The 23,776-nt window shown below is 63.8% G+C and carries 27 protein-coding genes and 1 tRNA gene; 14 read left to right on the top strand and 14 right to left on the bottom strand.

Annotated elements, in window-relative coordinates:
* The first annotated feature begins 2 nt into the window (after positions 1–2).
* The 5 genes from ACVIGB_RS31170 to ptsN all read left to right on the top strand — a co-directional run bounded on the left by ACVIGB_RS31170 (position 3) and on the right by ptsN (position 5,219).
* Positions 3–734 (top strand): LptA/OstA family protein, encoded by a 732-nt coding sequence (locus tag ACVIGB_RS31170; RefSeq protein WP_456719786.1) that lies wholly within the window; start codon positions 3–5, stop codon positions 732–734.
* 262 nt (positions 735–996) lie between these two features.
* Positions 997–1,995, top strand: a complete 999-nt coding sequence (gene lptB, locus ACVIGB_RS31165) for an LPS export ABC transporter ATP-binding protein (protein ID WP_456719787.1) — start codon at positions 997–999, stop codon at positions 1,993–1,995.
* A gap of 90 nt (positions 1,996–2,085) precedes the next feature.
* Positions 2,086–3,741: an RNA polymerase factor sigma-54 gene (gene rpoN / locus ACVIGB_RS31160; RefSeq protein ID WP_456719788.1), complete on the top strand. Its 1,656-nt coding sequence runs from the start codon at positions 2,086–2,088 to the stop codon at positions 3,739–3,741.
* Between the two features lie 185 nt (positions 3,742–3,926).
* Complete coding sequence (gene hpf, locus ACVIGB_RS31155) at positions 3,927–4,526, top strand: ribosome hibernation-promoting factor, HPF/YfiA family (protein WP_092120840.1); 600 nt, start codon at positions 3,927–3,929, stop codon at positions 4,524–4,526.
* 231 nt (positions 4,527–4,757) lie between these two features.
* A complete protein-coding gene (gene ptsN, locus ACVIGB_RS31150) occupies positions 4,758–5,219 on the top strand; it encodes a PTS IIA-like nitrogen regulatory protein PtsN (protein ID WP_029082506.1) in 462 nt (153 codons plus the stop codon).
* 309 nt (positions 5,220–5,528) lie between these two features.
* On the opposite strand, the gene ACVIGB_RS31145 is transcribed toward ptsN, so the two are convergent.
* Positions 5,529–6,167 (bottom strand): TetR/AcrR family transcriptional regulator, encoded by a 639-nt coding sequence (locus tag ACVIGB_RS31145; protein WP_456719789.1) that lies wholly within the window; start codon positions 6,165–6,167, stop codon positions 5,529–5,531.
* A 331-nt stretch (positions 6,168–6,498) separates the two neighbouring features.
* Here ACVIGB_RS31145 and ACVIGB_RS31140 point away from each other — a divergent pair, with 331 nt between their 5' ends.
* The 6 genes from ACVIGB_RS31140 (at position 6,499) to ACVIGB_RS31115 (ending at position 11,454) form a co-directional block, all read left to right on the top strand.
* Positions 6,499–7,302 (top strand): SDR family NAD(P)-dependent oxidoreductase, encoded by an 804-nt coding sequence (locus ACVIGB_RS31140; RefSeq protein ID WP_456719790.1) that lies wholly within the window; start codon positions 6,499–6,501, stop codon positions 7,300–7,302.
* Positions 7,303–7,338: 36 nt separating this feature from the next.
* Complete coding sequence (locus ACVIGB_RS31135) at positions 7,339–8,469, top strand: DUF5938 domain-containing protein (RefSeq protein WP_456719791.1); 1,131 nt, start codon at positions 7,339–7,341, stop codon at positions 8,467–8,469.
* 111 nt (positions 8,470–8,580) lie between these two features.
* Entirely contained in the window at positions 8,581–10,119 is a 1,539-nt protein-coding gene (locus ACVIGB_RS31130; protein ID WP_456719792.1) for an AMP-binding protein, read from the top strand.
* A 413-nt stretch (positions 10,120–10,532) separates the two neighbouring features.
* On the top strand, positions 10,533–10,784 hold the full coding sequence (locus tag ACVIGB_RS31125) for a hypothetical protein (protein WP_456719793.1): 252 nt from the start codon (positions 10,533–10,535) through the stop codon (positions 10,782–10,784).
* Positions 10,785–10,968: 184 nt separating this feature from the next.
* Positions 10,969–11,211: a hypothetical protein gene (locus ACVIGB_RS31120; protein ID WP_171947927.1), complete on the top strand. Its 243-nt coding sequence runs from the start codon at positions 10,969–10,971 to the stop codon at positions 11,209–11,211.
* Between the two features lie 42 nt (positions 11,212–11,253).
* Positions 11,254–11,454, top strand: coding sequence for a hypothetical protein (locus tag ACVIGB_RS31115; RefSeq protein ID WP_456719794.1), 201 nt, complete (start codon positions 11,254–11,256; stop codon positions 11,452–11,454).
* Between the two features lie 51 nt (positions 11,455–11,505).
* Here the strand turns inward: ACVIGB_RS31115 and ACVIGB_RS31110 are convergent, their stop codons facing one another.
* A complete protein-coding gene (locus tag ACVIGB_RS31110; protein ID WP_456719795.1) occupies positions 11,506–12,063 on the bottom strand; it encodes a cytochrome P460 family protein in 558 nt (185 codons plus the stop codon).
* 263 nt (positions 12,064–12,326) lie between these two features.
* Here ACVIGB_RS31110 and ACVIGB_RS31105 point away from each other — a divergent pair, with 263 nt between their 5' ends.
* Together ACVIGB_RS31105 and ACVIGB_RS31100 are read left to right on the top strand one after the other, a co-directional pair.
* On the top strand, positions 12,327–12,674 hold the full coding sequence (locus ACVIGB_RS31105; protein ID WP_456719796.1) for a DUF6665 family protein: 348 nt from the start codon (positions 12,327–12,329) through the stop codon (positions 12,672–12,674).
* Between the two features lie 323 nt (positions 12,675–12,997).
* On the top strand, positions 12,998–14,329 hold the full coding sequence (locus ACVIGB_RS31100) for an MFS transporter (RefSeq protein WP_456719797.1): 1,332 nt from the start codon (positions 12,998–13,000) through the stop codon (positions 14,327–14,329).
* 119 nt (positions 14,330–14,448) lie between these two features.
* Here ACVIGB_RS31100 and ACVIGB_RS31095 read toward each other — a convergent pair whose 3' ends face one another.
* From ACVIGB_RS31095 to ACVIGB_RS31055, 9 genes are all read right to left on the bottom strand, one after another.
* Positions 14,449–14,715 carry a BQ00720 family protein gene (locus ACVIGB_RS31095; RefSeq protein WP_092120817.1) on the bottom strand — a complete coding sequence of 89 codons (267 nt, stop codon included), beginning with the start codon at positions 14,713–14,715 and terminating at the stop codon, positions 14,449–14,451.
* A gap of 50 nt (positions 14,716–14,765) precedes the next feature.
* Positions 14,766–15,191 carry an Hsp20 family protein gene (locus ACVIGB_RS31090; protein ID WP_092120814.1) on the bottom strand — a complete coding sequence of 142 codons (426 nt, stop codon included), beginning with the start codon at positions 15,189–15,191 and terminating at the stop codon, positions 14,766–14,768.
* A 75-nt stretch (positions 15,192–15,266) separates the two neighbouring features.
* The gene (locus tag ACVIGB_RS31085; RefSeq protein WP_456719798.1) at positions 15,267–15,443 is read right to left on the bottom strand and encodes a hypothetical protein; all 177 of its coding nucleotides are present in this window, start codon (positions 15,441–15,443) and stop codon (positions 15,267–15,269) included.
* Positions 15,444–15,466: 23 nt separating this feature from the next.
* Positions 15,467–16,549 (bottom strand): sn-glycerol-3-phosphate import ATP-binding protein UgpC, encoded by a 1,083-nt coding sequence (locus tag ACVIGB_RS31080; RefSeq protein WP_456719799.1) that lies wholly within the window; start codon positions 16,547–16,549, stop codon positions 15,467–15,469.
* On the bottom strand, positions 16,549–17,397 hold the full coding sequence (gene ugpE, locus ACVIGB_RS31075) for a sn-glycerol-3-phosphate ABC transporter permease UgpE (protein WP_456719800.1): 849 nt from the start codon (positions 17,395–17,397) through the stop codon (positions 16,549–16,551). The genes ACVIGB_RS31080 and ugpE overlap by 1 nt, the downstream gene beginning before the upstream one ends.
* Positions 17,397–18,278, bottom strand: coding sequence for a sn-glycerol-3-phosphate ABC transporter permease UgpA (gene ugpA, locus ACVIGB_RS31070; protein ID WP_456719801.1), 882 nt, complete (start codon positions 18,276–18,278; stop codon positions 17,397–17,399). The genes ugpE and ugpA overlap by 1 nt, the downstream gene beginning before the upstream one ends.
* 162 nt (positions 18,279–18,440) lie before the next feature.
* Complete coding sequence (ugpB, locus tag ACVIGB_RS31065; RefSeq protein WP_456719802.1) at positions 18,441–19,757, bottom strand: sn-glycerol-3-phosphate ABC transporter substrate-binding protein UgpB; 1,317 nt, start codon at positions 19,755–19,757, stop codon at positions 18,441–18,443.
* A gap of 465 nt (positions 19,758–20,222) precedes the next feature.
* Positions 20,223–21,428, bottom strand: a complete 1,206-nt coding sequence (locus tag ACVIGB_RS31060; protein ID WP_223971519.1) for a CaiB/BaiF CoA transferase family protein — start codon at positions 21,426–21,428, stop codon at positions 20,223–20,225.
* A gap of 208 nt (positions 21,429–21,636) precedes the next feature.
* Positions 21,637–22,062, bottom strand: coding sequence for an organic hydroperoxide resistance protein (locus ACVIGB_RS31055; protein ID WP_092120797.1), 426 nt, complete (start codon positions 22,060–22,062; stop codon positions 21,637–21,639).
* Positions 22,063–22,234: 172 nt separating this feature from the next.
* On the opposite strand from ACVIGB_RS31055, the gene ACVIGB_RS31050 reads away from it, so the two are divergent.
* Positions 22,235–22,696 carry a MarR family winged helix-turn-helix transcriptional regulator gene (locus ACVIGB_RS31050; RefSeq protein ID WP_342725387.1) on the top strand — a complete coding sequence of 154 codons (462 nt, stop codon included), beginning with the start codon at positions 22,235–22,237 and terminating at the stop codon, positions 22,694–22,696.
* Positions 22,697–22,711: 15 nt separating this feature from the next.
* Here the strand turns inward: ACVIGB_RS31050 and ACVIGB_RS31045 are convergent, their stop codons facing one another.
* From ACVIGB_RS31045 to ACVIGB_RS31035, 3 genes are all read right to left on the bottom strand, one after another.
* Positions 22,712–22,951 (bottom strand): GIY-YIG nuclease family protein, encoded by a 240-nt coding sequence (locus ACVIGB_RS31045; RefSeq protein WP_456719803.1) that lies wholly within the window; start codon positions 22,949–22,951, stop codon positions 22,712–22,714.
* 132 nt (positions 22,952–23,083) lie between these two features.
* Positions 23,084–23,159, bottom strand: a tRNA-Ala gene (locus tag ACVIGB_RS31040).
* A gap of 95 nt (positions 23,160–23,254) precedes the next feature.
* Positions 23,255–23,665, bottom strand: a complete 411-nt coding sequence (locus ACVIGB_RS31035) for a TIGR02300 family protein (protein ID WP_092126373.1) — start codon at positions 23,663–23,665, stop codon at positions 23,255–23,257.
* Between the last annotated feature and the right edge of the window lie 111 nt (positions 23,666–23,776).

Genomic DNA, 23,776 nt, shown 5'->3' with positions numbered 1-23,776 from the left:
TGATGATGAGACGTTTTCCGCACGGCATCGCAATTGCGGCCTTTCTGCTCACGCTGTTCGCAGCCGGCGCCGCGGCCGCGCAAGGCTCGATGAGTGGCGTTCCCAACGCCATGCAGGGCTTTTCGCAGAACCGCGACCAGCCGATCCAGATCGAGGCCGCCTCGCTCGAAATGCGCGACAAGAAGAAGGAGGCGACCTTCGCCGGCAATGTGAAGGTCGTGCAGGGCGACACCACCATGACCTCGAAGGTCCTTGTCGTGTTCTACGAGGACAAGTCGACGCCGGCGCCGGCGCCGGCTGCGGGCGGCACCAAGGCTGCCGCCGCGCCAAAGGGCGCGCCGATCCAATCGGCGACCCCGGGCCCCGGCGGCGCGTCCTCGATCAAGCGGCTGGAGGCGAAGGGCAATGTCGTCGTCACCCAGAAGGATCAGGTCGTCACCGGCGAGACCGCGATCTTCGACACCAAGACCAACCTGATCACCATGCTCGGCGGCGGCGGCGGCCAGGTGGTGCTGACCCAGTGCCAGAACGTGCTGCGCGGCGACCGTCTGCTGGTCGACATGACCACCGGCGTCTCGCGGGTGGAGTCCGACAGCGGCAAGGTGCAGGGCCTGTTCATCCAGTCGCAGGGCGGACAGAACGGCAAGGGCGGCTGCGGCACACCGGCCGCCCCCGGCGCGGCCCCTGCAGCCCCGTCGCCGCTTCAACTGCTTCCGGGTAGCAAGTCGAAATAGGCTTCACAAAGTAAGCTTCACGTAAGGTGAAGTAGAATCAATAAGTTAGATAATATTTTGCGACCGCGAGGTTGAAGCGCGCGGGGCGAGACTGTATCTACTCCAGCGGCCCGGCCGGACGATGTGCCTTTGAGGGGGAGTTATGTTGGCCGGGACAGGGGCATCCATTCATTCAAGGCGCATGCTGGCGCTTTGCCGTGCGAATCGATTGGTCCGCAGGCAAGGTCGCGGGATCACCGTGAAAGGCTGAAGCGAAGCGGGGATGGTGGATTTTCTCGGCATGTTCCGGCGGCGCCCTGCGAAACGCAGTTCCGGATTTGCGCGCGCGCATGACGACATCACGGCGCTCGGCGACCAGTTCGGCGAGATGCTGACGTCACCGGTGCGCGACGCGCCGCCGATGGCGCGCGCCGCTCCGGTTCCCGCCGTCGAGCTGCCGCGATCCCAGCCCGCAGCAGCACCCGCCCCGGCGCGGGCGAGGCCGGCCAGGAATCCGGCTAAGAACAACGCCGCTTCGGCGCCGCAGCTTATCAAGCGGCCGGGCTACCTGGCTGTGCATAGCGTGGAAAAGAGTTTCGGCAGCCGCCAGGTCGTGCGCGGCGTCAGCATCTATGTGCGCCGCGGCGAGGCGGTCGGCCTGCTCGGACCGAACGGCGCCGGCAAGACCACCGTGTTCTACATGATCACCGGCCTGATCAAGGCCGATCGCGGCGCGATCGAGCTCGATGGCCACGACGTCACCAAGCTGCCGATGTATCAGCGCGCGCGCCTGGGCATCGGCTATCTGCCGCAAGAAGCTTCGATCTTCCGCGGCCTGACGGTCGAGCAGAACATCCGCGCGGTGCTCGAGGTCGTCGAGCCCTCGAAGAAGAAGCGCGAGCACGAGCTGGACTCGCTGCTCGACGAGTTCAACATCACGCGGCTGCGCAAGAGCCCGTCGATCGCGCTGTCCGGCGGCGAGCGCCGCCGCGTCGAGATTGCGCGCGCGCTGGCGACGCGTCCGAATTACATGCTGCTCGACGAGCCGTTCGCCGGCATCGACCCGATCGCGGTCGGCGACATTCAGGACCTCGTGCGCCATCTCACCAACCGCGGCATCGGCGTTCTCATCACCGACCACAACGTCCGCGAGACGCTCGGCCTGACCGACCGCGCCTATATCGTCTATGCCGGCGAGATCTTGACTGAGGGCAGCCCGGAGGAGATCGTTAACGATCCGGATGTACGCCGGCTTTACCTTGGCGAGGAATTCCGCCTCTAGCCCAAAAATTGCATCCGTCAAGCCGTGTACATCGTGCGCGGACTAAGCTAAGCAAGAATCGAGCCAACTTTCAGGATCGTTCTTGCCTCCATGGCGCTGACACAAAGACTAGAGTTCCGCCAGTCGCAGTCGCTGGTGATGACGCCGCAGCTGATGCAGGCGATCAAGCTGCTGCAACTGTCGAACCTGGATCTGTCGGCCTTTGTCGAGGAAGAGCTGGAGCGCAATCCGCTGCTCGATCGGGCCGCCGATGGGCCCGAACCGCCGGTGGCGGGCGAGCCGGCCATGGAGCGGCCGGACTACGGCGATTCCGCCGGTTCCTCGAGCTACGGAGACGAGGGCGAGGCGTCCGACATGGCCGCGGGCTCGGGCGGCGAGGCCGCCTTTGAGCCCGGCCAGGAGGAATGGCTGAACCGCGACCTCGGCACCCGCGCCGAGATCGAGCAGACGCTCGATACCGGGCTCGACAACGTGTTCTCCGAAGAGCCGGCCGAAGCCGCCGCGCGCGCCGCGCAGGATGCGCCGCCGTCGGTCTATACCGAATGGGGTGGTGGCGCCTCCAGCGACGACGAATACAATCTCGAGGCCTTCGTGGCCGCCGAGCTGACGCTCTCCGACCACCTCGCCGAACAGCTCGCGGTGGCGTTCTCGGCGCCGGCGCAGCGTATGATCGGGCAGTATCTGATCGACCTGGTCGACGACGCCGGCTACCTGCCGGCCGATCTCGGCCAGGCCGCCGAGCGGCTCGGAGCGTCGCAGCAAGCGGTCGACGAGGTCGTCGCGGTGCTGCAGAAGTTCGATCCGCCGGGCGTGTGCGCGCGAAACCTGAGCGAGTGCCTGGCGATCCAGCTGCGCGAGCTCGATCGCTACGATCCGGCGATGCAGGCGCTGGTCGAGCATCTCGATCTGCTCGCCAAGCGCGACATCGCGGCCTTGCGAAAGCTGTGCGGCGTCGACGACGAAGACATCACCGACATGATCGCGGAGATCCGCCGGCTCGATCCGAAGCCGGGGCTGAAGTTCGGCACCGCGCGGACGCAGACCATGGTGCCCGACGTCTATGTGCGTCCGGGTCCCGACGGCGGCTGGCACGTCGAGCTCAACAGCGACACTCTGCCGCGCGTCCTGGTCAACCAGACCTATTACTCTGAGCTGTCGAAGACGATCCGCAAGGACGGTGACAAGTCGTACTTCACCGACTGCCTGCAGAACGCGACCTGGCTGGTCCGCGCGCTCGATCAGCGCGCCCGCACCATCCTGAAGGTCGCAACCGAAATCGTCCGCCAGCAGGACGGATTCTTCACCTATGGCGTCGCGCACTTACGGCCGCTCAATCTGAAGGCGGTGGCGGATGCGATCCAGATGCATGAATCGACGGTGTCGCGCGTCACCGCCAACAAATACATGGCGACCAATCGCGGCAGTTTTGAATTGAAGTATTTTTTCACCGCGTCGATCGCCTCCGCCGACGGCGGCGAGGCGCATTCGGCCGAAGCGGTGCGTCACCACATCAAGCAATTGATCGACGGCGAGGCGGCGTCGGCGATTCTGTCCGACGACACGATCGTGGAACGTTTGCGCGCTTCGGGCATTGATATCGCCCGCCGCACCGTCGCGAAGTACCGCGAGGCGATGCGGATACCATCCTCGGTGCAGCGCCGCCGTGACAAACAGAGCATGCTCGGTAATGCCCTTTCGGCTCCTGCCTCCTCGCCCGACCGGTCGCGCGATACAGCCCCCGTTTAGGTTACTTTTTCAGGATGACCCCGTCCGAGTACGGGCAGGATCATGCCCTCGTTGCGTTCGCGTCAAATCGCGATAGTCTCAATCTTTCCTGGCGAAGCGTCGTCCAGCAAGGGAGGTGGCCCGAAGCCCAGCAAACATCATGCTCCTGCAAGAGTGATCGAGGCATCCAGCAATTGAGGCATCAAATGACCCTTCGAATCTCGGGAAAGAGCATCAGCATCGGCGAGGCGCTTCGCGCGCGCGTCAGCGAGCGCACCGACGAGGTCCTGCGAAAGTATTTTGATGGCAACTATTCCGGTCACATCACGCTGAGCAAGGATGGCTTCGGCTTCCGAACCGACTGCTCGCTGCATCTGGATTCCGGCATCATGTTGGAAGCCGAATCCAACGCCGCCGACGCCTACGCCAGCGCGGACGCCGCGCTCTTGATGATCGAGAAGCGCCTGCGCCGCTACAAGAGCCGGCTCAAGGACCGCTCGGCCCGCAAGACCTACACCGCGAACGCTGCGTTTGCCGAATTGAACGGCGTCGGGCTCGACGCGCCGAGCTACGTCATCGAGGCGCCCGAGAACGAGGATGAGGTCACCGAATACAGCCCGGTGATCATTGCCGAGGCAACCACTGCGCTGAAGCGGCTGTCGGTCAGCGAAGCCGTCATGGAGCTCGATCTGACCGGCGCCTCCTGCCTGGTATTCCAGCATGGCGGCAGCGGCCGGTTGAACATCATATACCGCCGTACGGACGGCAATGTCGGCTGGGTCGACCCGCCGGCGGTGAGCCCCTGAGGATATATGGCCCATGGCATTGACGTCCGAAGCCAGCCCTGCTTATGGTCCGCCGCCTCCAGCAATAAGGGGGCGGAACAGGGTTCGCAGGTGTTGGCACCGCCGATACGTTGGAGTAGAAGCCCTGCCAGCTGGACCCGGGCTAAGCCCGCATCCCACCTCAACTTCTTGACGCCGCCGCTGTAAAGCCTATTTCGCAACCTGACGGTTCATTCACCTCGGAACGTCCCAATGCCGATTACCGATTTGGTCGCACCCGAGGCGATTCTCCCGGCTTTGAAAGTCATCAGCAAGAAGCAGGCGCTGCAGGAACTCGCCGCGCGTGCGTCCGCTTTGACCGGGCAGAACGAACGCGCGGTGTTCGAGGTGCTACTGCAGCGCGAGAAGCTCGGCACCACGGCGGTCGGCTATGGCGTCGCCATTCCGCACGGCAAGCTGCCCAAGCTGGAGAAGCTGTTCGGCTTCTTCGCCCGTCTCGAGCGCCCGATCGATTTCGAGGCGATGGACGGCCAGCCGGTCGATCTGATCTTCCTGCTGCTCGCGCCGGAAGGCGCCGGCGCCGATCACCTCAAGGCGCTGGCGCGCATCGCCCGCCTGCTGCGCGACCAGGACGTCGCCAAGAAGCTGCGTGCCTCGCGCGACGCGCAGGCGATCTACTCGGTGCTCGCGCTGCCGCCGGCGAGCGCGGCGTAATCATCCGCATTCGCGAATTCGTTCGCGCAACTGACATCAGCGCGTAGTCAGCACGTCACGCGTTGACGCATGCCGATGCGTTGTCGGTCGAGCGAAGTGTAGTCCAGTCTTTCTCGTCCATCGATCGAACGGTCTCGCGCTTCATCCGGGCCGCAGGTCCGTCTTCTCCTTCCCCCTGAAAGGGGGAAGGTCGGGATGGGGGTCAGCCACGGGCTCCGCTGCAAGCGGAGAGAGCAGATCCCCACCCGCTTTGCTCTGACGAGCAAAGCAATCTCCCCTTTTTCAAGGGGAGGTTGGAGACGAAACGCTTCAGCAGATCGTCGGCAGCAGGCGGCGGACTTCGTCGAGCAGATCGGGGATCGCCTTCTCGTCGCTGGCGAGGTGCCTGAGCAGCGCGCTCTGGAATAGGCCGTCGAATAGCGCGTAGAGCGCAGCCGGAGACGATGCCGGCTTTCTGTTGCCCAACTCGGCGTAGCGCGTGGCGATCCGCCAGATCATCGCTTCCAGGCTCTTGTCGATCTCGAGCACGTCCTTGCGAAACGCGGGCTCGAACATCGCTTGCGAGCGCAGGTCGTACCAGAGCCGGTGCATGCGGGCTTCGTCCTGCAACGTCGCCGCGAGCTTGGCGAGGAAGCCTTCGGTCAATTCGTCGCGGCTTCGTGCCGTCGTCACCACCTCGTCGTAGCGCGTCACGCATTTCGCCTTGTAGTGACGGACGCAGCAGCAGATCAGATCGAGCTTGTCGCTGAAGTAGTAGTGAAACACGCCGTGCGTGAACGCGGAGTTCTGCGCGATCTCGCGCAGGCTGGTGCGCGCGAAGCCAAGCTCGCCGAGCGTTTCCAGCGCGGCCTCCGCAAGCTCGACGCGTCGTGCGTTGAACTTCTCGTCGCGCAGCGTCTCGGCCGCCACCGCCACGCGTTGGGCCGTTCCTGTCGCTTGCCGCGCCATCTGGTGCCTTTCCTGTCTCTTTCCTGCAGCAACTTATACCGCGCGAACCGCAGCGCACTCCATCTCTTCACAATCATCCTCTTTGACACTTGTCAAATTCAGGCTTGACAAGTGTCAAGTTCCTGGACGAGGGTTGGCGCAATAATTTGGACAACCGTCAAGACGGCTGACCTAACGACATCAAGGAGGAAATGCACTGCCGGGCGCGCCAACGCTGCGCCCCGCCGACGCTGGCCGTGACCACCAATGCGCTCAGAATGCGCAAGGCCGCCGAGCGTGCTGTCGATCGCCAAAGCACCGATCAATCACCAAGCAAAGGGAGGACTACGTCATGAGTGCGAAGAGCCTTGAAGGCAGGAAAGCCCTGGTCACCGGCGGCGCCCGGGGGATTGGCGCGGCCATCGCGCAGGCGCTGGCGCGGTCCGGCGCCGCGGTCATGATCGGTGATATTCTCGACGATGCCGGCAAGGCCAGCGCCGCCGAGATCGCCAAGGCCGGAGTCAAAACCGGCTTCGTCAGGCTCGATGTCACCGACGACGCGCAATGGGAGCGGGCCGTCGCCGCAACGGTCGAAACCCTCGGCGGCTACGACATCCTGATCAACAATGCCGGCATCGAGATCACCTCGCTGGTCGCCGACATCAAGGCCGAGGACGCGCGCCGGATGTGCGACGTCAACATCGTCGGCACCGTGCTCGGCATGAAGCACGCCTTCCGCGCGATGCGGCCGGGCGGAGCCGCGGGCAAGGGCGGCGCAGTCGTCAACATCGCCTCGGTCGCGGCGACGATCGCCTTTCCGAGCATCGCCGTCTACTCCGGCACCAAATCCGCGGTCGATCGCATGACGCGGGTCGGCGCGATGGAAGCCGGCAAGCTCGGCTATGGGGTGCGGGTGAATTGCATCTATCCCGGCCTGATCCCGACCGACATGGGCCTGCAGCTCGCCAATGACATCGTGAAGATCGGTCTCGCGCCCGACGTCAACGCCGCTGTCGGCTCGGTGGTGGAGCAGACGCCGCTCGGCAAGCTCGCCGAGGTCTCCGACATCGCCGACGCCGCGGTGTTCCTGTGCTCGAACGAGGCCCGCTTCATCACCGGCATCGGCCTTCCGGTCGATGGTGGCATGGGCATGTAGCAACAAAGCCGACAACAAGCATTTCGGAGGATCGCAATGAGCGAGAAGAAGCCCGTCATCGTCTATGGCGCTTCCGGCTACACCGGCCGGCTGGTCTGCGAATATCTGCGCGAGTACAACATCCCCTTCATCGCCGCCGGTCGCAGCGGCGAGAAGCTCAATGCCGCGATGAAGTCGAACGTGGCCGGCATCGAAACCGCCGACTATGAGGTGGTGACGGTGCCGCACACCGCGGCCGCGCTGACCGAATTGTTCAAGGGCGCTTCGGTGGTGCTCAACACCGTGGGCCCGTTCGCCAAGTTCGGCGGCGAGGTGGTGCAGGCCTGCCTGGCTGCCAAGTGCCACTACACCGACACCACCGGCGAGCAGGACTGGCTGATCACGCTCGAGCAGGAGTTTGGCGCGAAGTTCGCCAATGCCGGCCTGCTGCTGGCGCCGGGCATCGCGCAGATGTACACCACCGGCGAGATCGCCGCGCAGCTGTGCCTGGAGACGCCCGGTCTCGACACGCTTGATATCGCCGTGTTCTGGGGCGGCAGCCCGACCATCGCCTCGACGCAGACCATCCTGGTCAACGCCGCGATGGCCAAGGCTTACTACCTGGAGCAGAACAAGTACGTCGAGCATCAGCCCGATGCCGGCCTCTACAACCTCGCCATCCCCGGCCAGCACGAGCTGGCGCTGGCACTGCCCTGGGGCGGCACCTCGCACCCGGTGTGGTTCAAGCGCGATCCGCGCGTGGCCAACGTGAAGGTGCTGGGCGGCGTGTTCAACCGCGCGCTGATGCTGGGCGTGCCGCAGATCGTTGCCGCCGCGCTGGAGGCGACCAAGGACATGAAGCCCGACGAGCGCTACGCCGCGCTGGCGCAGACTGCTGCCGGCGTGATGAACACCATGCCGCCGCGCGAGAACCCGCGCGTCAACAAGTCGTTGGATTCGGTGTACGCCTCCGGCCCGCTGGGGCGCGCGCACTGCGTCATCTACGGCAACAGCAACTACAAGCAGACCGGCATGCTGCAGGCCTTTGCCGCGGCGTACCTGCTGCAACAGCGGCCCAAGCGCGTGGGCTTCGCCTCCGCCTGCCAGGCGTTCGGCCATCACGAACTGCTCGGGCAATTGCGCAGCTTCGCCCTGGTCGGCAAGCCGGTCCTGACCGTGCACGATTGAGCTTGAGCCCCGATTGGATCGGGGCTCAACACTCCCTTCCCTGAAGCGTTTTCGTCAAGCGGATCGGTATCCAATCTGCTCGAAAACGCCGCCTCTTGCGCGAGACCTGCCATGCGCTTCATCGATTATCTCGACAAGGGTGCCTCGCTCGGCGCCGACGCGCCGTGCCTCACCATGGACGGCCGCGACCTCAGCTATGGCGAGGTGCAGCGGCTGAGCTACCGGATCGCGCGCGGGCTCGAGCGGTCGGGCATCGCGCCCGGCGAGAAGGTCGCGATCCTGTCCGGCAACGATCCGCTCGCGTTCGCCTGCGTGTTCGGCATCTCGCGCGCCGCAGCGGTGTGGTGTCCGATCAATCCGCGCAACGAGGCGACCGAGAACAAGTTCATCCTCGACCAGTTCGATTGCAGCCTGCTGCTGTTTCATTCGAGCTTCGCGCCGATGGTCGAAGCCGTCAGGCAGGATCTGCCCAAGCTGCGCGCGCTGGTCTGCCTTGATACCGAGCTGCCGTTTGCGCCATCGTTCGACCGCTGGCTCAGCGGGCTCGCCGATGATGTCTATCAGCGCGGGACGATCGACGATCTCGCGATGATCCCGGGCACCGGCGGCACCACCGGCAAGCCGAAGGGTGTGATGCTCTCCGGCCGCAACATCGAGGCGATGACGGCGCTGACCCTGATGGGCTACCCGTTCAAGGGCCGTCCGATCTATCTGGCGCTGGCGCCGCTGACGCATGCCGCCGGGGTGCTTTGTTTCCCGATCATGACGCTGGGCGGCCGCGTCGTGATCATGCAACACCCTGACATCGGCGAGTACCTGGCGCTAATCGAACGCTACCGCGTCACGCATACGTTCCTGCCGCCGACCGTGATCTACATGCTGCTCGACCATCCCGGGCTCGATGCAGCCGATCTCAGCTCGCTGCAATGCTTCTGGTATGGCGCGGCACCGATCTCGGCGACGCGGCTCGCCGAGGCCCTGAAGCGGATCGGGCCGATGGCGCAGCTGTTCGGCCAGACCGAGGCGCCGATGATGATCTCGATGATGGCGCCCGCGGATCACTACAATGCAGACGGCACCATCGCAATGGAGCGCCTCGCCTCCGCCGGGCGGATCGGTCCGCTGGTGCAGGCCGGCATCATGGATAGCGACGGCAAGCTGTTGCCCGCGGGATCGCGCGGCGAGATCGTGGTGCGCGGTTCGCTTGTCATGGAAGGCTACTACAAGAACCCGGAGGCCACGCGTGAGGCCTCGGCGCATGGCTGGCACCACACCGGCGATATCGGCTACATCGACGGCGACGGCTACCTCTACATCGTCGACCGCGCCAAGGACATGATCATCACCGGCGGCTTCAACGTCTACTCGATCGAGGTCGAGAACGCTTTGCGCGCCCACGAGGCGGTGCAGGATTGCGCTGTCATCGGGCTCCCCGACGACAAATGGGGCGAGCGCATCGTCGCGGTGGTGCAGCCGCGCGCCGGCCAGACCGTCGATGCGACGGCGCTGGCCGCGTTCGTCAAGCAGCAGGTCGGCAGCATCAAGACGCCGAAGCAGATCGAGGTCTGGGACGATCTGCCGCGTTCCAAGGTCGGCAAGGTGCTGAAGCCGGATATCCGCGCGCGCTTGACGGAGCGTTCAGGCAGCTAGGTCGGCGCTTGATGGTGACGCTGTGGACCTGACGCTGTTGCCGCATCGGGTTTAAACGCTCGCTATTCGCCGGCTTTGAGCGTAGAGTCGCGTCATCACCGCCCATCCACGGCATCCACCGGTGACTGAGGGTAACGTAGGGCTCCCGCCAACAGATGAGGAGCATACGTGTCTGGATTTCGTCTGGCCGATTGGATCGTGCCGCCGGTGATCGTTCCCCTGTTTCTTCTGCTCTTGGTGGCCGCTGCCGCCGTCTTGCATGGATAAGGCGCCTCAACGATGAATTCGTCAGTGCCGGCGTTTGGCCACGCCAGGCCGACGCTTGATGTGGCCGGCAACGCGCAGGCGCGCAGCCGGCGCACAACCAAAATCATGAAATGCTCAGTGTGATGATCGCCCGGAAAGGCACCTGTATGAAAACGCTGCTATTTGCCGCGGTTGCGGCCGGCCTGATTGCACAAGGTGCGCTCGCCGCAGAACCGGCCTGCCACAAGATCGAAGGCACGGTCGGTCGTCTCGCCTGCTACGATGCCGCGTTCCCTCCGACGGTCAAGAAGCCTCCGGCCATCGATAGCAACGTGCCACGATCCGAATACAAGGACCCGTTGATCGCGGAAGATGCCCGCGTTGCGGCGAAGCTGAAGAACATCTGTCGCGGCTGCTGAGATCTGCGACCACGCGCGCACGGGAGCGGGAGACAGCGAGGGCGATCGATCGTTTCGCCATATGCGACACGCTTCCAGCTTCGGCGCGATCAAGATTTCCGCGCCCGTTGTGACGATAAACGCTGCGTGCGGCGTTCGCAGCCGCTGGCGTCAACCGCGTCTCTTGGCAGCACAAGGAGGCTTCATGGCCCGCGAAACGACCTACGTCGTGCAGGCATTCAACGCCGGCAAGGGTGGGCATCTGAAGCCCGACTCTCCAATCGTCTGCAAGACGGCAAATGGCGCGCTGCGAACGGCAGAGCGCCTGGCGTTGAGCAAGCTCGCCGTCGTTGCATTCTCGTCCACCGGCGACCCCGAAATGGGCGACTATGATGATGAGCCCATGGTCTTCTTTCGGAAGGGTGAGCTTCCGGCCAATTTCGGCTGAGTTCCTGGTTGCGAGTGAGCAGGTATGTACGGGAGGACCCAGATGAGCGAGCGACTTGACACACTGAAGAAGGCCCGCGATCGGATGATCGACGAAAGGGACACACATGCGAAAGTGCTGGCCGCTCCGTTCGATCGTGACAAGGCGGAGCGGGCACGCAGCAAGTTCGTCGAGGTTCAGGCGTTGGTCGAAGCCCTGGACCGCGCCATCAGCGCGGAGGACTCCGTTTCAGCAAGGGACTAAAGCCCAAAAACCGCGCGCGGCCAACGGAGCGCCAGCTCGCGCGATCGGCGTTCACCTCTTGCCGTATTCGGTGAAAACGTAATCGCGGTTTTGCACCACGGTGTGGCAGGCATAGCCGCACTTCGCGTCGTTCTCCTGTGGCGGATTGTCCGCCGTGGTGGCGGCCCTGAATACGTCCGAGGCCGCATCATACTCGAACGCGCCGTATCCCCATCCGCCGCTATCCGCAAACCGCTTGCTGTCCTTGAGCATGAAGTCGACGTCGTGTTGGGCGCCCGGCACCGTCGGCTGACCGGGATACGCTTCCTGCTTTTTCGGGATCCAATGAATCTTCGCCATCCTGGCGCCGTCCGGGAACGGCTTGCCATTCCCGGGCACGCCCTCGCGGTAGGCGCCGATCATCGCCGGATTGCCCAGGATCACGGCGATGACGCCTTCGTTCTCGCTGATCGCGATCACCGACCAGTCCTCGTATCCCGTGAACTCGGAGAATGCGAGCCCACCAGGCACTTGCAGACTGTATTTGTCCTGCGCGGAAATCGCGACACCGGTCGCGAGGATGGAAATCGACACCGAAGCAACGAGATTGATCAGCGAGCTCTTCCGCATGGTCGTATCTCCCTCAATCGATTTGGCGGCGGATAATCTCTTGCTGGAAATTCCTCATTATCGCGTTGCCTTCTCCGAGGCTCAGGACTGCGCGGACCGTTGGTCACGGGAACGAATTACAGCATGGAATGGCGCGGAGCGAAATGGGGCCGCTGCCATGGTCCGCGGCCCGAAGCACCGGCGTGAGCGCCTATTGACAACCGTCCCATCGCGCCAGAAGACTCAGGGGTCATCGTCGTGCATGCGACCCCATGGGATAACCGATGTCCCTCGACTTTCGCTTCCATCGCACTCCCATCGACGTTCTCGCTTACGAGCTCGCCGAGGAAAAGGCCTCCGCGCTCGGACGCATGGGCCGCGCGCTTGAGCAGGCTCTCGCCAGGCTGCGCGAGTTCGATGCCGCCCATCCGCGCGCTGAAGCACCGGCATCCGCGCAACAGGCACGACGCATTCTGGTGCAGGAAGCCGGCCACGCGCTCTGGATGTTCGTGGTGCAGCGGGAAGCTTGCGGCATGCGCGACAGCCGCGCGATCATGCGCACCTACAATGTGCCCGGCGAAGTGCAGCACTGCATGGGGCCGATGCTCGCCACATCGACCGCATCGCCGTAAAGGCGTGGACCGCCACCGCGCTGCAGCAGTGGTCGACGAGCATTCCCACAGACCAAGGTCGAATTTACCGGGCGGACCGAAGGACTAGATTTCGGATTGCAAGACCGTGTCATGAGGGATGTCGTACTCCTGCGATGGCGTCGGTTAGGCCGCGCGCGATCCAGGACCGGCTTCCTTAAGGCCTGCATGGGCACGCCCCGCACATTTGCGGCCCTGCCCCAACCAAACAAATAACCGGGCATCGATACCGCCTTCCACTGCCGTGGACGGTGGATGAAACGCATTCCAGATGGCCCGAACATGTCGGGCCAGGGAGATGTACGATGACGACATTGCACATTGCAGTCGCCCCGCTCCCGGAAGCCGAGCATCATGCGCAATTGCGTCGCGCATTGATTGCCAGCACGGTAGGCACCACCATCGAATGGTACGACTTTCTGCTCTACAGCACGGTGACCGGCCTGGTCTTCGGCAAGCTGTTCTTTCCCAAGTCCGATCCTTTGGTCGGCGTGCTGGAGGCATTCGCCATCTACACGGTGGGCTTCATCGCGCGGCCGATCGGTGCCGCGATCTTCGGCCACTTTGGCGATCGCATCGGCCGCAAGGCGACGCTGATCGCCACGCTGCTGTTGACCGGCATCGCCACCGCGGCGGTCGGCCTCGTCCCCACTTATGACCAGATCGGCATCTGGGGTGCCGTCATCCTGACCGTGATCCGTTTCATCCAGGGTATCGGCGTCGGCGGCGAGTGGGGTGGCTCGGTGCTGCTCTCGATGGAGTGGGCGCGGACCAACCGGCATCGCGGCTTCATCACCTCGTGGCCGCAGCTCGGCGGTCCCGCCGGGTTGCTGCTGGCAAATATCGCGGTGCTGGTGTTCAGCCGAATCTCCGGCGACCAGTTCCTGGTCTGGGGCTGGCGCATTCCGTTCCTGCTCAGCCTCGTGATGATCGCGATCGGGCTCTACATCCGGCTCGGCATCATGGAGACGCCGACGTTCCGGCGGATCGTGGCCGAGAATCGTGTCGCGCGGGTCCCGGTCCTCGAGGTGATCAAGCGTCAGCCGCGATCGATCATCCTCGCGGCGCTGGCGCGGATGGCCGAACAGGCGCCGGCCTACATCTATCTCGCCTTTGTGTTCGCCTACGGCACCCAGGTCATCCACCAAGACCGCGACTTCCTGCTGATCTGCCTGATCTGTGCCGGTCTCGTCTCGCTCGTCACTATCCCGCTGGCCGGGCACCTGTCGGATCGCATCGGGCGCAAGCGGATGTATCTGATCGGCTCGGTCCTGACCGGGCTGTTCGGCTTCGCCTATTTCGGCCTGCTGAACACCGCAGCGCCGGCGCTGATCTTCATCGCCATCGTGCTGTCATTCGTGCCGCACGACCTGATGTATGGTCCGCAAGCGGCGCTGATCGCTGAATGCTTCACGCCGCGGCTGCGCTACAGCGGCTGCTCGATCGGCTACCAGCTCTCCTCGGTCATATCAGGCGGACCGGCACCGTTGATCGCCACCGCGCTGCTGGCCGCCACCGGCTCCGGCTACGTGATCGCGCTCTACATTCTGTTCTGCGCGGTGGTCAGCATTGTCGCGACCGCGATGATGCCCGACTACACCAACAAGGACATTTCAGAGGAGCACGACAGGCCCTGATCGATTGATCCGGGCGGCGTCGTCATAAAAAATGCGCGGGCCGCCTCGATCGGTGTCGAGGCGAGCCCGCGCATTGAACTCGCGGATGCTGAATTCAGCGGGCCGTCAGTAGATCTGCGTCAGTGTACGCTGACGGCCTGCAGCTCGTTGCTCCAGGCGTTCGCGATCGCGGCTTCGCGGCTGTCGGTCAGCATGATCGGCGTGCCGTCGGCGGCATGCAGTGCGAACAGCTTGAGCCCCGGCGCGATCTTCGGCGCCTGCGGAAAGAGATCCGGCACGTCCTCGGAACGGACCTGCTTCACATAGGCGATATGGCCCTCGCCCAGATGGGCCAGCGCTTCCGGCGTGACGCTCTCGGACTGGTAGATGATATTGGCTTCACTCATGGTCTCGACTCCTCAGTCAGATAAGCGGTCGAGTCCGCTCGTTGTTTCTATTATTCGTGTTCATTGATAGCGATTGTCTTAACGACCCGTTCAGGTTCTGGCCTGGCCAGGTCGATCGACAACAACCCGTTCTTCAGATCCGCGCCCAGCACCTGCATCCCCTCCGCCAGCACGAAGGTGCGCTGGAAGTGGCGCGCGGCGATGCCGCGATGGATGTATTGCCGAGCCTTGTCGTCCTGCTGGCGGCCGCGGATGACGAGCTGATTTTCCTCAATAGTTACATCGAGTTGGTCGCGGGTGAAGCCCGCCACCGCCAACGTGATGCGCAACCGCTCGGGCTGCCCGTTGGTACGGTCGCACCGCTCGATATTGTACGGAGGATAGCCGTCAGCGCCCTTCACGACGCGGTCGAGCGCACGCTCGATCTCGTCGAATCCCAGAAGGAACGGACTGGACAACGATGGAACACGAGACATTACAAAGTCCTCTCGAAGCGACTTTGAGGGGCCCTTGCGGCACCCCATGCAACCGGCGGGCCGCTTGCCCGTCGGTCACCAGCCAATATGGGAGCGATCTGGATAGCGTTCAAGCGCCTCTGAAACCAGCGTAAATGCCGCCTGGCGCATATCGGTTCTGATCAAATCAGGACCGATATGCTCCACTCTTTGTCTTAGGCGCGTTTTCTTCACGCGAACCGGTGTCCGCTTCGCTCGAAAACGCGCCAGCATGGCCCCCAAGCGCTCCCGATCGGTTACGGGCCGACGCGCTTGCGGCCGTCAGCGGTAAAAAGATGCAGTTTGTCGCGCGGCGCGACCGCCCGGATCTGCTCGCCGATCGCAGGCCCAGTGGCGCCGGGAATCCGGACGATCACTTCGCCGGGCGGCAGCTCGCCCGGATTGGCGGCGATGGCCCGTTCCTCGCGCTGGCGGCTGCCGTAGACGAAGGTCTCGGCGCCGACATGCTCGATCGCCTCGACCGTCAGGCCGAGCGCGACGCCGCCGGATGCGGTCTCGCCCGTGACCACGAAATCCTCCGGCCGGATGCCGACGATGCCGGCGCCGTCGGCGCCCGCGATCTGGGACGTCAGCTCGTCCGAGCGCAGCGGCATCAGGTTCATCGGCGGGGCGCCGATGAAGGAGGCGACGAAGGTGGTCGCCGGCTTCTGATAGATTTCGAGGGGATTGCCGATCTGCTCGACCTGGCCGCCATTCATGACCACGAGGATGTCGGCGAGCGTCATCGCCTCGAGCTGGTCGTGGGTGACGTAGATCGAGGTGGTGTTGAGCCGGCGCTGCAGCTTGCGGATCTCGACCCGCATCGCGATGCGCAGCTTGGCGTCGAGGTTCGACAGCGGCTCGTCGAACAGGAAGACTTTCGGCTGGCGCACGATGGCACGGCCCATCGCGACGCGCTGGCGCTGGCCGCCGGAGAGCTGCCGCGGCTTGCGCTCCAGCATCGGCGAGAGCTCGAGCACGCGCGCGGCTTCCTCGACGCGGGTCTTGACCTCGGCTTCGGCCATGCCGCGGTTGCGCAGGCCGTAGGCCATGTTGTTGTAGACGCTCATATGCGGATAGAGCGCGTAGTTCTGGAACACCATCGCGATGTCGCGATCGGCAGGCTCGATCTGGTTGACGATGCGGCCGCCGATGTCGATCTCGCCGCCGGTGATGGTCTCGAGCCCCGCGACCATGCGGAGCAGCGTGGACTTGCCGCAGCCGCTTGGGCCGACCAGCACGCAGAACTGGCCGTCGCCGACGTCGACATCGACGCCCTTGATGGCCTCGAAGCCGCCGGGATAGGTCTTGCGGACGCTGCGCAGCGTGACGTTAGCCATTACTTTTCCGTCTCCACCAATCCGCGCACGAACAGTTTCTGCATCACGACGACGACGAACACCGGCGGCAGCATCGCGAGCAGCGCGGTCGCCATCACCACAGGCCATTCGGTCAGCGCATCCGTCGTGGTGATCATCTTGCGGATGCCGACCTGGATGGTCTGCATGTCGTCGCGCGTGGTGATCAAAAGCGGCCAGAGATACTGATTCCAGCCGAGGATGAAGAGGATCACGAACAGCGCGGCCATGTTGGTGCGCGACAGCGGCAGCAGCGTATCCCAGAAGAAGCGGAACGGGCCCGCACCGTCGATGCGCGAGGCCTCCAGCAACTCATCCGGCACGGTCATGAAGAACTGCCGGAACAGCAGCGTCGCGGTGGCCGAGGCGATCAGCGGCAGCGACAGGCCGGCATAGCTGTCGAGCAGATGCAGGTCGGCGACGATCTTGTAGGTCGGATAGATGCGCACCTCGACCGGCAGCATCAATGTGATGAAGATGATCCAGAAGATCGCCATCCGGAACGGAAATCGGAAATAGACGATCGCGTAGGCCGAGATGATCGAGATCGCGATTTTGCCGATCGCGATCAAGAGCGCCATGATCAGCGAGTTCAGCATCATGTTGAGCACCGGCTCGCGGGTCGAGCCGCTCGTGCCGACAAACAGCGTCTGGTAGTAGGTCTCGAGGAAATGGCCGCCGGGCAACAGCGACATCTGGCCGTTGGCGATGACGGCGTTGTCCTGGGTCGAGGCGACGATCGCCAGATAGACCGGGAAGGCGACGATCGCGATCCCGATCCACAGGATGGCGTGAGCCAGATAGCGCTGGAAGCCTTCCTCCTCGACCATCAGTAGGTCACCTTGCGTTCGACGAAGCGGAACTGGATTCCCGTCAGCACGACGACGATGACCATCAGGATGACCGACTGTGCCGCGGAGGAGCCGAGATTGCCGCCGAGCAGGCCGTCCGTATAGACCTTGTAGACCAGCGTTTCGGTCGCCTTGCCGGGGCCGCCGCGGGTCATCGTGTCGATGATGCCGAAGGTGTCGAAGAAGGCGTAGACGATGTTGATGACCAAGAGGAAGAAGATGGTCGGCGACAGCAGCGGGAAGATCACGGTCCAGAACCGCCGCATCGGGCGGGCGCCGTCGATCGCGGCGGCCTCGATCACGCTCTTCGGGATGCTCTGCAGCCCGGCGAGAAAGAACAGGAAATTGTAGGAGATCTGCTTCCAGGCCGCGGCGAGGATGATCAGGGCGGCGGCCTGGTCGCCGTCGAGCAGCGGATTCCAGTCAACGCCCATGGCGCGCAGATAGCGCGACAGCACGCCGAGCGAGGGGTGCAGCATGAACACCCAGAGCACGCCGACCACCGGTGGGGCGACGGCATACGGCCAGATCAGCAGCGTGCGGTAGAGCGTCGAGCCGCGCAGCGGCTTGTCGGCCATCACCGCGAGCAGCAGCGCGAACGACAGCGAGGAGACCGCGATCGCGAACGAGAACGCGAAGGTTCGGACGATTGCCGCGAAATAGGCCGGGTCCTTGAACAGTTCGAGATAGTTCTCGAACCACACGAAGGTGGTCGAAAGGCCGAAGGCATCCTGCAGCAGGAAGGATTGAATCACCGCCTGCGCGGCCGGCCAATAGAAAAAGATCAGGACGATCGCGAGTTGCGGGGCAACCAGCGCGTAAGGCAACAACTTTGATTGGAAAACCGATTGCTTTTGCATGATCTCATAAGAATTGGCAGGCCGCGCGTTTGCGGCCTGCCGGGTGCCTAAAGCATGATCCGGAAAAGTGCGAAGCGGTTTTCCGAAAAGATCATGCTCAAACAAGAAGCTAAGGCGCGGTGACGATTCAACCCGATCTTCATCGCGCTTTAGCGCATCATGTCAGTGGACGGCGGTCTTTTCAAACTGCCGCAGCATCTGGTTGCCGCGCTCGACGGCCGAGTCCAGCGCCTGCTTGGCGGTCTTCTTGCCGGCCAGCGCCTGCTCGATCTCCTCCGACCACATGTCGCGGAGCTGCACCATGTTGCCAAGGCGCAGACCGCGAGAATTCTCGGTCGGCTCCTTGTTGGTGAGTTCGAGCAGCGGGGTCTCGAGATAGGGCTGGTCCTTGTAGAAGCCCTCTTCCTTGGCCTTGGCGTAGGCTGCCTTGGTGATCGGCAGATAGCCCGAGGCCTTGTGGATCCAGATCTGGCGGTCGGTGTCCGAGAGGAAGGTCAGGAACTTGGCCACGCCCTTGTATTCCTCGGCCGACTTGCCGCCCATCACCCAGAGCGAGGCGCCGCCGATGATCGAGTTCTGCGGTGCGCCCTTGGCATCGGGATAATAGGGCATCGGCGCAGCGGTGAAGTTGAACTTGGCCTGCGCCTTGACGTTGCCGAAGAAGGCCGACGAGGTCAGGTAGATCGGACACTCGCCCGCGGTGAAGCGGCCTTCACCGGTGTTGGTGCGGCCGGCGTAGTCGTAGGTCTTGTCCTTCTGCAGCTCGACCAGATTCTCGAGATGCTTGACCTGCAGCGGGCCGTTGAATTCGAGCACGGTGTCGAAGCCGTCGAGGCCGTTGGCTTTGCTCGCGAGCGGCACGTTGTGCCAGGCCGAGAGCTGCTCGAGATTGACCCAGGTGACCCACGAGCCGGAGAAGCCGCAGGTGGTGTAGCCGGCCGCCTTCAGTTTCTTGGCGTCCTCGAACACTTGCGGCCAGGTCTTCGGGATCTCCGCGATGTTGGCCTTCTTCAGCGCATCGAGATTGACCCACATCACGGTCGACGACGAGTTGAAGGGGAACGACAGCATCTCGCCCTTCGATGTCGAGTAGTAGCCGGTGATCGCGGGCAGATAGACGCTCGGATCGAACTTCTCGCCGGCGTCGGCCATCAGCTTGTAGACCGGTTTGACGGCGCCGGTGGCGGCCATCATCGTCGCGGTGCCGACCTCGAAAACCTGCATGATGTGCGGGGCGTTGCCGGCGCGGAATGCGGCGATGCCGGCGTTCATGGTGTCGGCGTAGCCGCCCTTGTAGGTCGGGATCACCTTGTAGTCGGACTGCGAGGCATTGAAGTCGTTGGCCAGCTTGACGATGACGTCGTTGTTGGCGCCGGTCATCGCGTGCCACCACTGAATCTCCGTCACCGCAAATGCAGGCGACGCGAATACAAGCGTGGCAGCGGCTGCCGCAGCAGCGCCGAGTCGTCTGAAAATCATCAAAAGCCCCTCCGGTTGGAACACCATCTTTCGTTGGGCGCGTTATCAGCGCCGGATGACGTTCAAATGACCGTATAAACGAAAGCCATGGTACGGGGGAAGCCGAAGCAAAGGGAAGCGCTAAAAAAGGCGGAGATTGCAGCCCACGTGCGTGCGGTGCAACGCCGGACGCGACGTTGCACCGCAGGGGCCGACGGTTCTCGAAGACACAGACTCCGCATCACCTCGCCCCGCGCGCGGGGAGAGAGGCGTAGGCCGCCTTGGGCGGCCGTTCTCAAGAACGCCGAAGCGGAGCTTCGGCTATGACGCATCGTTAGATGCGTTCCGGGTGAGGGGGATTCTCCGCAGACGCCGCTACTGTCGTATACGCGGAGACAGCCCCTCACCCCAACCCTCTCCCCGTAAGAACGGGGCGAGGGAGTGCACCGCCATCGCGGTCGCTATTCGACGTGATCTCCTGACGCGTCAGCGCTTGCGCTGGGGACCGCAGACCACGCCCTTGTCGACCAGGCCGTTGATCTCGTCCTTGGAGTAGCCGAACTCACCGAGTACTTCCGCAGCGTGCTGGCTGAACTTCGGTGGCGTGCGGCGCAGGCTCGGCTTGGTGCGTTCGAGGCGGATCGGCGAGGCGACGCCCTTGTACCAATCCTTCTCGATGACATCGCCGCGATGGATCGTGTGCGGGTTGGTCAGCGCCTGGTCGATCTTCTGTACCGGGCCCGCTGGCAGGCCGGCGGCGAGCAGCCGGTTGCACAGCGGCTCGGCCTCGTGCTGGCTGAACACCGCGGCAAGCTCGGCCCGGAGCGCATCGCGGTTGGCGATGCGGTCCTTGTTGCGGGCAAAGCGCGGGTCGGTGCCGAGCTCGGGCTTGCCGATCTCCTTGGCGAGCTTGCGGAAGGTGCCGTCATTGCCGACGCCGATGAAGATGTTGTCGGTCTTGGTCGGGAAGATCGCGTAGGGCACGAGGTTGGGGTGCTCGTTGCCGGTGAGCGACGGCGGCTTGCCATGCATGAAATAGTTCGCGGTGTGCGGATGCATGATCGCAAGCCCGGTCTCGTACAGCGTGGTCTCGATGAACTGGCCGAGCCCGGAGCGCTGCCGCTCCGACAGCGCCATCAGGATGCCGATCGCCGCATAGAGCCCGGTCGTGATGTCGACCAGCGGCACGCCGATGCGCATCGGGCCGCTCTCCGGCGAGCCGGTCGCCGCGATCATGCCGGTCATCGCCTGGATGATCGCGTCATAGCCGGGATTGCCGCCGCGCGGGCCGTCGGCGCCGAAGCCGGAGATCCGGCAATGCACGAGGCGCGGAAATTTCGCGCGCAGCACGTCATTGCCGATGCCCCATTTGTCGAGCGTGCCCGGCTTGAAGTTCTCGATCAGCACGTCGGCGGTTTCGAGCATCTTCATCAGCACTGCGCGTCCACCCTCGGAGGCGAGGTCGAGGCCGATCGAGCGCTTGTTGCGGTTGATGCCGACGAAATAGGCCGCGTCCTCCTCATGGAAGGGAGGTCCCCAGTCGCGCACCTCGTCGCCGGCGGGCGGCTCGACCTTGATCACGTCGGCGCCGTGGTCGGCAAGGATCTGAGTGCAATACGGGCCGCCGAGCACGCGCGTCAAATCGATCACGCGCAGTCCGGTCATCGCGCCCGTAGCCGCTGGGGTATTCATGGAAACAACCTTCGCTCAGTTGGGATCAGAAAACGAGGGTCCCAGAGCTAACGGTCTTCAGGCGAGGCAGCAATGCTCTCATCGGCGCAGGCCCATGCAGCAGGCGGCCCGTGCGTTCGCCAAGCGAACTGGCATCCGCAATGCAATGCTCTCCTGAAATGCAATAGTCCGCCACGCGGCACGTGGCGGACTATTGGCAAGGAGTAAATTAGACGACGCTCAGCTTGACGTCGACATTGCCGCGGGTCGCGTTGGAATACGGGCACACCTGGTGGGCCTTCTCGACCAGCGCTTCGGCATCGGCGCGGGAAAGGCCGGGCAGCGAGACGGCGAGATCGACGGCGAGGCCGAAGCCGCCTTCCGAACGCGGGCCGATGCCGACCGTCGAGGTCACGGAGGCGTCGGCGGGAACCTTGGGGCCGCCCTGGGAAGCCACGAACTTCATGGCGCCGATGAAGCAGGCGGCATAGCCGGCTGCGAACAGCTGTTCCGGATTGTTGCCGGCACCACCGCCGCCACCGAGCTCCTTCGGGGTCGTGAGCTTGACGTCGAGCGCGCCGTCGAGCGTTGCCGCATGGCCGTCGCGGCCGCCGGTTGCCTTGGCGCTGGTCTTGTAGAGCACGTTCACAGACATCGTGGTCTCCCTTGGGTTTGGACTTCAGCTTGAATTCGACGAGCCATGTATTGCATCCAATTAGATTGTGCGCAATATAAATTATGCGGCCTCACATTTAATTGTTCGCAATTGAATCCGCGGTCCTGTGAGCCCAGAATGACCCGGAAACGAGATGGATTCGATGGGAATCATGGTCAGGAAACAGACGGCGGCGGATCAGGCGCTGCGGCTCGACAACCAGATCTGCTTTGCGGTCTATTCGACCGCGCACGCCTTCAACCGCGTCTACAAGCCGCTGCTCGACCGGCTCGGGCTGACCTATCCGCAGTATCTCGTGATGCTGGCGCTGTGGGAGCGCGACGACGTGCCGGTGAAAGACCTCGGCGAGCGCCTGTTCCTGGATTCCGGCACGCTGACACCATTGCTGAAACGGCTGGAGGCGGCGGAGCTGATCAAGCGGACCCGCAGCACCGAAGACGAGCGGGTCGTGCTGATCGCGCTGACGCCGCAGGGCCACGCGCTGCGTGAAAAGGCCAAGGCCGTTCCGCAGTCGATCCTCGCGGCCTCGGACTGCACGGTTGGCGAGTTGATGGCGATGAAGGATGAGATCGTCGCGCTGCGCGACCGGCTCAATGCGGTGCTGGGGGAGTAGCGAGCTTGGAGGTTGCTAGAGGCGCTTCTTGGCGAAGGCGCGGCCGGAGTGGGATTTAAGATACTTCTCGAATGCCAGGGCTTTGTACTTGTCGGGAAAGGCGCAGTACCAGACGAGTTGCCAAGGCTTGAATTTTGAGGTGTGCGCGGATTTGCCGGTATTGTGCTCGGGAATCCGTCGTTTCAGGTCCTCGGTGGCGCCAACATATTCCTGGTCAGGGAAGTTGATGCTGCGGATGATGTAGACGTACCACATTCGCATCCACTGAAGCCGGACGGGAGTAGAACCCTTGGCAGTCCGTCTTCGCCCTTCGGGCTACGCCGGACACCACGCTTCGCCCTTCAGGCAACTCGTGGCTGCGCCACGCGTAGCCCGAAGGGCGAAGCGTGGTGGAGCCAGGCGGGATCGAACCGCCGACCTCTTGCATGCCATGCAAGCGCTCTCCCAGCTGAGCTATGGCCCCTTATCCAGTTGGGATGATCCTGGGGGATCGATCCCGGCCCGCGCGGCCTGGATGACTCGCGCGGCAGCACCGTTGATCATAGATCGGCGCCGATCTCAAGTCTCTTCGTCGCCGCCGACGTCACCAATAATATCGGTCACGTCCTCATCGCCCTCTTCCTCGTCGGCGATGAAGGTCGAATCGTCGTCGTCATCGTCATCGATGGTCTCATCGACCTCGATATCGTCCTCGGATTCGGGAACCACGGCCTTGACCTTGCCGGTGTTCTCCTCGGCATCGGCCTCCTCGAGCGAGACCAACTCTTCGGTCTCGGCCGCCTCGGGCATCTCGGCGGCGGTCGCAGGTGAACTGACGGTGGCGCCACGGCCGCCCCGCGGCGGGGCTACGGGCGCGATCGGCACGACCTCGCCGGTGTAGGGCGAAATCACCGGATTCTTGTTGAGGTCGTAGAACTTCTTGCCCGTGGTCGGGCAAATGCGCTTGGTTCCGAGCTCGGACTTGGCCAACGTGGTCATCCCAGAATTTTGCTGAAAAACGGTGCTTCACTTGGCTAGTTGAGGAGCCGCTGTCAATAGCGGTTTGCGCGCAAGTGACGGGCGCGTGACGCGGTGTTGCCT

Source organism: Bradyrhizobium sp. USDA 4341, from assembly GCF_054063755.1.
The sequence above is the reverse complement of the archived record's forward strand: the minus strand, read 5'-3'. Positions and strand labels throughout refer to the sequence as shown.

What these genes read in the sequence shown, in the direction of transcription:
- ACVIGB_RS31170 (WP_456719786.1), top strand. Translation starts at nt 3, where the DNA reads ATGATGAGACGTTTTCCGCACGGCATCGCAATTGCGGCCTTTCTGCTC.
- lptB (WP_456719787.1), top strand. Translation starts at nt 997, where the DNA reads ATGGTGGATTTTCTCGGCATGTTCCGGCGGCGCCCTGCGAAACGCAGT.
- rpoN (WP_456719788.1), top strand. Translation starts at nt 2,086, where the DNA reads ATGGCGCTGACACAAAGACTAGAGTTCCGCCAGTCGCAGTCGCTGGTG.
- hpf (WP_092120840.1), top strand. Translation starts at nt 3,927, where the DNA reads ATGACCCTTCGAATCTCGGGAAAGAGCATCAGCATCGGCGAGGCGCTT.
- ptsN (WP_029082506.1), top strand. Translation starts at nt 4,758, where the DNA reads ATGCCGATTACCGATTTGGTCGCACCCGAGGCGATTCTCCCGGCTTTG.
- ACVIGB_RS31145 (WP_456719789.1), bottom strand. Translation starts at nt 6,167, where the DNA reads ATGGCGCGGCAAGCGACAGGAACGGCCCAACGCGTGGCGGTGGCGGCC.
- ACVIGB_RS31140 (WP_456719790.1), top strand. Translation starts at nt 6,499, where the DNA reads ATGAGTGCGAAGAGCCTTGAAGGCAGGAAAGCCCTGGTCACCGGCGGC.
- ACVIGB_RS31135 (WP_456719791.1), top strand. Translation starts at nt 7,339, where the DNA reads ATGAGCGAGAAGAAGCCCGTCATCGTCTATGGCGCTTCCGGCTACACC.
- ACVIGB_RS31130 (WP_456719792.1), top strand. Translation starts at nt 8,581, where the DNA reads ATGCGCTTCATCGATTATCTCGACAAGGGTGCCTCGCTCGGCGCCGAC.
- ACVIGB_RS31125 (WP_456719793.1), top strand. Translation starts at nt 10,533, where the DNA reads ATGAAAACGCTGCTATTTGCCGCGGTTGCGGCCGGCCTGATTGCACAA.
- ACVIGB_RS31120 (WP_171947927.1), top strand. Translation starts at nt 10,969, where the DNA reads ATGGCCCGCGAAACGACCTACGTCGTGCAGGCATTCAACGCCGGCAAG.
- ACVIGB_RS31115 (WP_456719794.1), top strand. Translation starts at nt 11,254, where the DNA reads ATGAGCGAGCGACTTGACACACTGAAGAAGGCCCGCGATCGGATGATC.
- ACVIGB_RS31110 (WP_456719795.1), bottom strand. Translation starts at nt 12,063, where the DNA reads ATGCGGAAGAGCTCGCTGATCAATCTCGTTGCTTCGGTGTCGATTTCC.
- ACVIGB_RS31105 (WP_456719796.1), top strand. Translation starts at nt 12,327, where the DNA reads ATGTCCCTCGACTTTCGCTTCCATCGCACTCCCATCGACGTTCTCGCT.
- ACVIGB_RS31100 (WP_456719797.1), top strand. Translation starts at nt 12,998, where the DNA reads ATGACGACATTGCACATTGCAGTCGCCCCGCTCCCGGAAGCCGAGCAT.
- ACVIGB_RS31095 (WP_092120817.1), bottom strand. Translation starts at nt 14,715, where the DNA reads ATGAGTGAAGCCAATATCATCTACCAGTCCGAGAGCGTCACGCCGGAA.
- ACVIGB_RS31090 (WP_092120814.1), bottom strand. Translation starts at nt 15,191, where the DNA reads ATGTCTCGTGTTCCATCGTTGTCCAGTCCGTTCCTTCTGGGATTCGAC.
- ACVIGB_RS31085 (WP_456719798.1), bottom strand. Translation starts at nt 15,443, where the DNA reads ATGCTGGCGCGTTTTCGAGCGAAGCGGACACCGGTTCGCGTGAAGAAA.
- ACVIGB_RS31080 (WP_456719799.1), bottom strand. Translation starts at nt 16,549, where the DNA reads ATGGCTAACGTCACGCTGCGCAGCGTCCGCAAGACCTATCCCGGCGGC.
- ugpE (WP_456719800.1), bottom strand. Translation starts at nt 17,397, where the DNA reads ATGGTCGAGGAGGAAGGCTTCCAGCGCTATCTGGCTCACGCCATCCTG.
- ugpA (WP_456719801.1), bottom strand. Translation starts at nt 18,278, where the DNA reads ATGCAAAAGCAATCGGTTTTCCAATCAAAGTTGTTGCCTTACGCGCTG.
- ugpB (WP_456719802.1), bottom strand. Translation starts at nt 19,757, where the DNA reads ATGATTTTCAGACGACTCGGCGCTGCTGCGGCAGCCGCTGCCACGCTT.
- ACVIGB_RS31060 (WP_223971519.1), bottom strand. Translation starts at nt 21,428, where the DNA reads ATGAATACCCCAGCGGCTACGGGCGCGATGACCGGACTGCGCGTGATC.
- ACVIGB_RS31055 (WP_092120797.1), bottom strand. Translation starts at nt 22,062, where the DNA reads ATGTCTGTGAACGTGCTCTACAAGACCAGCGCCAAGGCAACCGGCGGC.
- ACVIGB_RS31050 (WP_342725387.1), top strand. Translation starts at nt 22,235, where the DNA reads ATGGTCAGGAAACAGACGGCGGCGGATCAGGCGCTGCGGCTCGACAAC.
- ACVIGB_RS31045 (WP_456719803.1), bottom strand. Translation starts at nt 22,951, where the DNA reads ATGTGGTACGTCTACATCATCCGCAGCATCAACTTCCCTGACCAGGAA.